Source organism: Caulobacter sp. SSI4214 (assembly GCF_012184455.1).
Lineage (GTDB): Bacteria > Pseudomonadota > Alphaproteobacteria > Caulobacterales > Caulobacteraceae > Caulobacter > Caulobacter vibrioides_E.
On record NZ_SZWJ01000011.1, the window covers coordinates 73,076 to 80,513 of the forward strand.

Sequence of the window (7,438 nt, forward strand, 5' to 3'; positions counted from 1 at the left end):
AAGCTTCGCCCATGATTGGCGTCTTCGACTCTGGCGTTGGCGGCCTGACGGTCCACCGCGCCCTCGTGCAGCGTCTGCCCCAGGCGGACTTCACCTATCTGGCCGACCAGGCCCACGCGCCCTATGGCGTGCGGACCGGCGAGGAAATCGTCGACCTGACCAAGGCCGGATGCGAGCGCCTGTTCGCGCGCGGCGCCAGCCTGGTGGTTCTGGCCTGCAACACCGCCTCGGCCATCGCTCTGCGCCGCCTGCAGCAGACCTGGTTGCCGGGTTATCGCAAGGCGATCGGACGGCCCGTCAATGTGCTGGGCATCATCGTCCCGACGATCGAGAAGGCCACCGGCCTGCCCTGGGAACATGAGGCCGAGCGGCGGGGCGAGAAGGTCGAGGCCTTGGATATCCTCGGCGTCTTCGCCACCCCCGCCACCGTGCGCTCGCGCGTCTACGAGATCGAGATCGACAAGCGCAAGCAGGACCTGGCGGTGTTCTCCGAGCCCTGTCCGGAACTGGTGCCTTTGATCGAGCAGGACGCCTCGGTGGTCGAGCTGGCCAAGGCGGTCGAGAGCCACGTCCAGACCCTGAAGACCCGCATCGGCCGCTTCCCCGACCGCGTCGTGCTGGGCTGCACCCACTACGAGATCATCGCCGACCTGTTCCGCGCCGCCCTGCCGGCCGGCACGCCGCTGATCCAGCAACCGGCGGCGACCGCCGACGCGCTGGAACTCTACCTGCAACGCCACCCGGAATACGGCCCCGGATCGGGCGGCGGGCGCGCCTTCCTGACCACCGGAACGCCGGGCCCGCAGAACGGCCTGGTGCAAGGCTTCTGGGGCGGCCCGCTGACGTTCGACGCGGCTTAAGAGAGCCGGATGGGGCTCCGCCTCAAGCCGCGCTCACCAGGAGCCGCACCCGCTCCAGATCCTCCGCCGTCGCCGGGTTGTAGACGATCAGTCCAAGGTCGGGGCGACCGTCCACCGCGAACGCGGAATATTCGAAGCTGACCTCGCCCAGCACCGGGTGACGTATCTGTTTGACGCCCTCGCCATGGTGGCGGACGTCGTTGTCGGCCCAAAGCGTCGCGAATTCGGCGCTCCGCAGTCGCAATTCCTGAACGAGCGCGTTCACCGGGACCTCGGCGCCCGCGCCCGCCCGCGCCGCGTCGGCGCGGAAGGCGGCGACCACGAAACGCGCCACCTGCTCCCACGCCGGGTTCATCGCCTTCGCGCGAGGGTCGCAGAACACGCGCCGCAGGATGTTGCGCTCCTCGGGGGGCAGTGCGCCATAGTCGGTCAGCACGACCGTGGCCGCCCGGTTCCAGGCAATCACATCCCAGGTCAGGGTCTTGATCATGGCCGGGCTCGGATCCAGCGCGTCCAGCACCCGCTGCAGCCGGGGCGAGACGCCCTCGACCTCGCGGTAGCGCACCTCGGGCGGCCGACCTAGGCCCAGTAGAAAGAGATGCTCGCGCTCGGCCTCCGTCAACATCAGCGCGCGGGCTATGCGGTCCAGAACCGCGGCCGAGGGGGCTCCGCCTCGCCCCTGCTCCAGCCAAGTGTACCAGGTGGCGCTGATATGGGCGCGCTGGGCCACTTCCTCGCGGCGCAGGCCAGGCGTGCGCCGGCGCGAGGCGGAAAAGCCCAGGACGACGGCGTCCAGCTTGGCCCGGCGGTCGCGCAGATAGGCGCCCAGCCTGTTTTGGTCCAGCGGTTTGTCCGGGCCGATGTGTGCGTTCATCGTGGTAGATCCTATACCCGTATAAGGTCACGACTTTAACAGGACCAGGATAGACTAGACGATGCTCGAGATGAAATCTCGGGAGCCCCCTCAATGCGTATCTTTGTCACCGGCGCGACCGGCTTCGTTGGCTCGGCCGTCGTCCGCGAGCTCATCGCCCACGGCCATCGGGTAACGGGCCTTTCTCGTTCCGACGCCGGCGCGGAGCAGCTAAGGGCGGTCGGCGCCGATGTCGCGCGAGGCACGCTCGACGATCTCGATGTGCTGGCCCGCGGCGCCGCCGACAGCGACGGCGTGATCCACACCGCTTTCAACCACGACTTCTCCAGGTTCGTGGAGAACAGCCGCCAGGACCGTCGCGCGATCGAGGTGCTGGGCGGCGCGCTGGAGGGCACGACCAAGCCGATCCTCGCGACCTCGGGCACGGCCATGCTGGCGCGAGGGCGCCTGGCCACGGAGCAGGATCGTCCCGGCGGCGGATCTCCGCGTATGTCCGAACCCGCCGCCGATGACCTCGCCGCCCGAGGCGTCAGGGCTTCCGTCGTCCGTCTGGCGCCGACGACCCACGGGGTCGGCGATCATGGCTTCGTGCCTATGCTGATCGGCTTTGCGCGGACGAAGGGCGTCGCGGCCTATATCGGAGAAGGCCTGAACCATTGGTCGGCCGTGCATCGCCTGGACGCCGCCGTCCTCTACCGCCTGGCCATCGAACGCGGCGCCGGCGGCGAACGCTACCATGCCGTCGCCGAGGAAGCCGTGCCGTTCAAGGCCATCGCCGAAGCCATCGGCAAGGGCCTGGACCTGCCCGTCGAGAGCAGACCCGCCGAGCACTTCGATTGGTTCGCCATGTTCGCCGGCATGGACGCGGCGACCTCGAGCGAATGGACCCGGGAAACCTTGGGGTGGAGGCCGACCGGACCGACCCTCGCCGAGGACCTGGAGACGGGCGGGTATTTCAGCTGACGCGTTCCGGCCCGCTTGACGCTCAGACCCTCAGGTCCGCCGTCACCGGCGCGTGGTCGCTGGGGCGCTCCCATTCCCGGACGTCGTCGTGGACGCGCGAGGAGACCTTGCCGTCCACGATCGCCGCGTCGCGAAGGCCGGGACTGGCCAGGATGTGATCCAGACGCAGCCCGCGGTTGGACTTGCGGAAATCGGCGGCGCGATAGCTCCACCAGGAAAACAGCTTTTCGGGCTCGGGCGTGGCCAGGCGCGGCAGGTCGAGAAGGTTCATCGACTTGATCATCGCGTCGAAGGCCTCGAGCTCGGCCGGCGTGTGGCTGACCACCTTCAGCATCTGACGGTGGCTCCAGACGTCGTTTTCGCCCGGCGCGATGTTCAGATCGCCGGTGACGATCAGCGGATCCCTGGGGTCGCGCTTCTTCAGCGCCGCCGTCAGGGTTTCGTAGAAGTCGAGCTTATGGTCGAACTTTGGGTTGGCGACGCGATCCGGCAGGTCGCCGCCGGCTGGAATATAGAAGTTCTGGATCTCGATCCCGGCCACCTTGACCGCGACACAGCGGGCGTGGCCCTCGCGGCAGTTCATCAAGGTCGGAACGTCCTCGATCGGCAGGCGCGAGGCGATGGCCACCCCGTGCCAGCCCTTCTGGCCGGCGATCTTCAGGTGATTGAGCCCCATGGTCTCGAAGGCCTCGCGGGGGAATTCGCCCTCCTGGCATTTGATCTCCTGCATGCACAGGACATCCGGCGCCTGTTCGTCGACGAAGCGGGCGGCCTGTTCGGCGCGCAGGCGGACGGAATTGACGTTCCAGGTGGCGATACGAAGGCGCATGGGCTGGCTCTAACGCGCTTTTCGGAGCCGGAAAAGAAAAACGCCCCAGCACATCGGTGCTGGGGCGAAAGTCAGGTCTCTCATGCCGCCGCCGGGAGGGGATAGGATCCGGCACGGTTCGCGAAGAGCGGGTCGGTCGCTCCTCGCCATGCGTGTTAAATATGCCACGTCCTAATTTTTAGTCAAGTCGAAAGTCGGTTGATTCTTGCCTGTTGTGAAGATGTCACAATGATAAACGCTCAGGGCTTGCCGACCTTTCGGCGCGGATCGGTCAGGACGAACAGCTTCGGGTCGAGGTTGGCGGTCTCGGCGAAATCGCTCAGCCGCACGCGGATCTGACCGCCCTTGATGTCGGTGACGGTCCAGCCCATCAGGCCCACCGGGCTGTTGGAGAAGTCGAGCGAGATCTTGCCGAGCGCCTGGCGCTTGGCGTCCTGGGCCACGATCGTGAAACCGTCGGCCAGCGGGCGGATATCGGTAATCACGACGCCCCGGTCCAACCGGACCTCGCGAGCCAGCAACAGATTCAGCGGCGTCTTGCTGAGCGGATAGCTCTCATAGGTCTTCAGGCGGCTGTCGAAGATATTGACGTTGTTGCCGTTCGACACGACCAGCAGGCCAGCCGGCGGATCGTACTGGAACCGCGCCTTGCCCGGTCGCTGCAGATAGAACGTGCCCTGGGTCACGGCCCCGCGCGCGTCGGTCTGCACGAAGCGGCCCTTGGCCGAGGACAGGCCTTGGATATAGGCGGTGGCCTTGTCCAGCAGAGCCTTCTGGTCGGCGGTCAGCACGGCCGGGACCGGCTTGCCGTCTTGGGCGAGGGCCGAAGGCGCGAGGCCAGGAGAAGCGAGGGCGGCGGCCAGGCCGGCCGCGATGAGGAAACGGCGAGTGGTCATGCGAACTCCTTAAGCCCAACCTTGGCCCACGCGAAGGCCGCCGCGAGGCCATTTTCCGGCGCCGCGATGAAACGCCGTTCAGGATGGGACGATCGAACGCCCAAGCTGCGCCGTCAGTTGCCTAAAGCGGGGGAGGCGGCGGCGCCAAGATCTCGCGCTTGCCGGCGTGGTTGGCGGCGCCGACGACGCCTTCCTTCTCCATCCGTTCCATCAGCGAAGCGGCGCGGTTGTAGCCGATCTGCAGGCGGCGCTGGATGTAGCTGGTCGAGGCCTTGCGGTCGCGGGTGACCACGGCCACGGCGTGATCGTAGAGGTCGTTGGCCCCGCCCTCGCCCGAGAACGCGCCCTCGATCGCTTCCTCCTGCTCCTCGTCGCCCCCGGCGGTGACTTCTTCCAGGTACTGGGGAATGCCCTGGTCGCGCAGGAACTTGGCCACGGCCTCGACCTCGCCGTCCGACACGAACGGACCGTGCAAGCGCGTGATGCGGCCGCCGCCGGCCATGTAGAGCATGTCCCCCTGGCCCAGCAGCTGCTCGGCGCCCTGCTCGCCCAGGATGGTGCGGGCGTCGATCTTGCTGGTGACCTGGAAACTGATCCGGGTCGGGAAGTTGGCCTTGATGGTGCCGGTGATGACGTCGACCGACGGACGCTGCGTCGCCATGATCAGGTGGATGCCGGCGGCGCGGGCCATCTGGGCCAAGCGCTGAACGGCGCCTTCGATGTCCTTGCCCGCCACCATCATCAGGTCGGCGACCTCGTCGATGACCACGACCAGATAGGGCATCGGCTCGGGGCGGATCTGCTCGGTCTCGTAGATCGGGCGGCCGGCGTCATCGAAGCCCGTTTGGACGGTGCGTTCGAAGTGCTCGCCCTTGGCCGCGGCCTCGTTGGCCTTCTCGTTGTAGCCGCCGATGTTGCGCACGCCGATCTTCGACATGCGGCGATAGCGGTCCTCCATCTCGCGGACGGTCCACTTCAGCGCCACGACGGCCTTCTTGGGATCGGTCACGACGGGCGCCAGAAGGTGCGGGATGCCGTCATAGACCGAGAGTTCCAGCATCTTGGGATCGACCATGATGAAGCGGCACTTCTCGGGCGGCAGCTTGTACAGGATCGACAGGATCATGGCGTTGACCCCGACCGACTTGCCCGAGCCCGTCGTACCCGCGATCAGCAGGTGGGGCATCTTGGCTAGGTCGGCGATATAGGGCTCGCCGCCGATCGTCTCGCCCAGCGCCATGGGCAGGATCTGGCTGGCCTTCTCGTAGTCCGCGCTGGACAGCAGGTCGCGCAGATAGACGGTCTCGCGCTTGGAATTGGGCATCTCGATGCCGATGGCGTTGCGGCCCTGGGCCACGGCGACGCGGCAAGAAATCACGCTCATCGAGCGAGCGATGTCGTCGGCCAGGGCCACGACGCGCGCGGTCTTCACGCCCGGCGCCGGCACCAGCTCGTACATGGTGACCACGGGACCGGGTCGGATCTGGTCGATCTGACCCTTGACGCCGAACTCGGCCAGCACGCTTTCCAGCAGGCGCGCGTTCTGGCGCAGGGCGCCGGCGTCGACCTCGGACGAGCGGGGCTTGGACTTGGCCAACATCGCCAGCTCGGGCAGCTGGAAGCCGCCCTCGTCCTCGAAAGCGAAGGCCTTTTGTTGCTCGCGCTGTTCCCGGCCGGATTCCTTCGGCGGCGCCTTGGGCTTGGCGATGGCCATCGGCCGAGCGTCCAGCATGTCCTCGAACGCATCCTCATCGTCCTGGTCGGCCGCCGGCGGCGTATAGGCGCGTTCGGGCGCGGCCCGGGCCGGCGCCGAGGCGACGGGCGCGGCGTCCTCGTCGTCGATCGGCGGCAGGCGGCCTGGACGCTCGCGGCGCGGCGCGGCCTCGGCCTTTTCCCGTTTCGCCCGAACCGGCTTGGCGACGGGCGGCGGCTCCGGCTCTGCGCGGACGCGCGGTTGCAGCGCGTTGGCGACGGCGGCGTGGATGGCGTCGGGATCGACGTCGCGCACGCCGAAGGCGAACCCCAGGGCGGCAATGGCGGCGACGGCGAACAGGATGGCGGCGATGATTGTCGCGCCCGGAATGTGGGCGAAGTGCAGGACCCCGGCCACCATCCGCAGCAAGCCATCGCCCCAGAAGCCGCCCAGACCCTTCTCCAGTTGCCAGATGGCCGGCGGCGGCGGCGCGGCCAGCGTCGCCGACAGGGCCAGCAACCCCAAGGCGCCGACAACCGCGCGCTGGCGCAGGTCCTTGCGCTCCATATCGGGATCGGCCTGGGCCACCCGGGTCACGCCGAACACCAGCATCAGCAGCGCGACACCCCAAGCCGACAGGCCCAGCGATTGCATCAGCAGGTCGGCCACCGCGGCGCCCAGACCGCCAAGAGCGTTACGCGCCGGCTCGCCGGTGACCGCGTTAAAGCTGGGATCGGTGGCGTTGTAGGTGGCGATCGCCAGCAGCAGTCCGGCGCCGACGACCGTGACGACCCCGCCCCTGAACCGGGCGGTCCAGGGCTGTATCCAGCTGTAGCGAATCGCGTCCCACAGGAACTCCGCCGTGGATCGCCGCGCGGCTCGCGCCATGAAAGTCTCCGAACTCAACCACGCCCTCAGGCCCCGCGTGAACGGAGCGAACCGCGATGTTGTGCCCGAAGAGGGTTAAGGGGCGTTTACGACGTTCGTTGGGACGGACCGCGGAAGCGGATCGAGATCGTCTACCGCGCGACGCTGGCCCGCGCGCGCTTCAGTCCCGGGCGGGCGGCCGGCGCCGTCGCCTCGTTCTGTTCCAGCGCCGCCAGCAGATCGGCCTTCACGGCGCCCACCTTGCGGGCCTCGGTCAGCTTCTCGCCATCCGAGGTTTGGACATAGAAGGCGTCGACCGCGCGCTCGCCGTAGCCGTCGATGTGGGCCGACTGGATGGAGAGGCCGTTGTCCGCCAGCGTCCGAGCCAGGGCCTGCAACAAGCCGGGCCGGTCGCGGCCCGAGGCCTCGACCACCGTCGCCTCGTCGGACGCCTCG

The 7,438-nt window shown here is 68.1% G+C and carries 7 protein-coding genes; 2 read left to right on the forward strand and 5 right to left on the reverse strand.

Annotation, left to right across the window (positions count from 1 at the left end; translation table 11 throughout):
* The first annotated feature begins 11 nt into the window (after positions 1-11).
* Complete coding sequence (locus FCU40_RS05465) at positions 12-860, forward strand: aspartate/glutamate racemase family protein (RefSeq protein WP_168073448.1); 849 nt, start codon at positions 12-14, stop codon at positions 858-860.
* A gap of 22 nt (positions 861-882) precedes the next feature.
* Here FCU40_RS05465 and FCU40_RS05470 read toward each other — a convergent pair whose 3' ends face one another.
* On the reverse strand, positions 883-1,734 hold the full coding sequence (locus FCU40_RS05470; RefSeq protein ID WP_004617382.1) for a helix-turn-helix transcriptional regulator: 852 nt from the start codon (positions 1,732-1,734) through the stop codon (positions 883-885).
* A gap of 93 nt (positions 1,735-1,827) precedes the next feature.
* Between FCU40_RS05470 and FCU40_RS05475 the strand changes: the two genes are divergently transcribed.
* Positions 1,828-2,697, forward strand: coding sequence for an SDR family oxidoreductase (locus tag FCU40_RS05475; protein ID WP_168073450.1), 870 nt, complete (start codon positions 1,828-1,830; stop codon positions 2,695-2,697).
* 22 nt (positions 2,698-2,719) lie between these two features.
* On the opposite strand, the gene xth is transcribed toward FCU40_RS05475, so the two are convergent.
* The 4 genes from xth to FCU40_RS05495 all read right to left on the reverse strand — a co-directional run.
* Complete coding sequence (gene xth, locus FCU40_RS05480) at positions 2,720-3,526, reverse strand: exodeoxyribonuclease III (protein WP_168073452.1); 807 nt, start codon at positions 3,524-3,526, stop codon at positions 2,720-2,722.
* A gap of 239 nt (positions 3,527-3,765) precedes the next feature.
* On the reverse strand, positions 3,766-4,422 hold the full coding sequence (locus tag FCU40_RS05485; protein ID WP_168073454.1) for an outer-membrane lipoprotein carrier protein LolA: 657 nt from the start codon (positions 4,420-4,422) through the stop codon (positions 3,766-3,768).
* Between the two features lie 121 nt (positions 4,423-4,543).
* Entirely contained in the window at positions 4,544-7,021 is a 2,478-nt protein-coding gene (locus tag FCU40_RS05490) for a DNA translocase FtsK (protein WP_168073455.1), read from the reverse strand.
* A gap of 113 nt (positions 7,022-7,134) precedes the next feature.
* On the reverse strand, positions 7,135-7,438 hold a 304-nt coding region (locus tag FCU40_RS05495; RefSeq protein WP_168073457.1), incomplete at its 5' end, for an ACT domain-containing protein.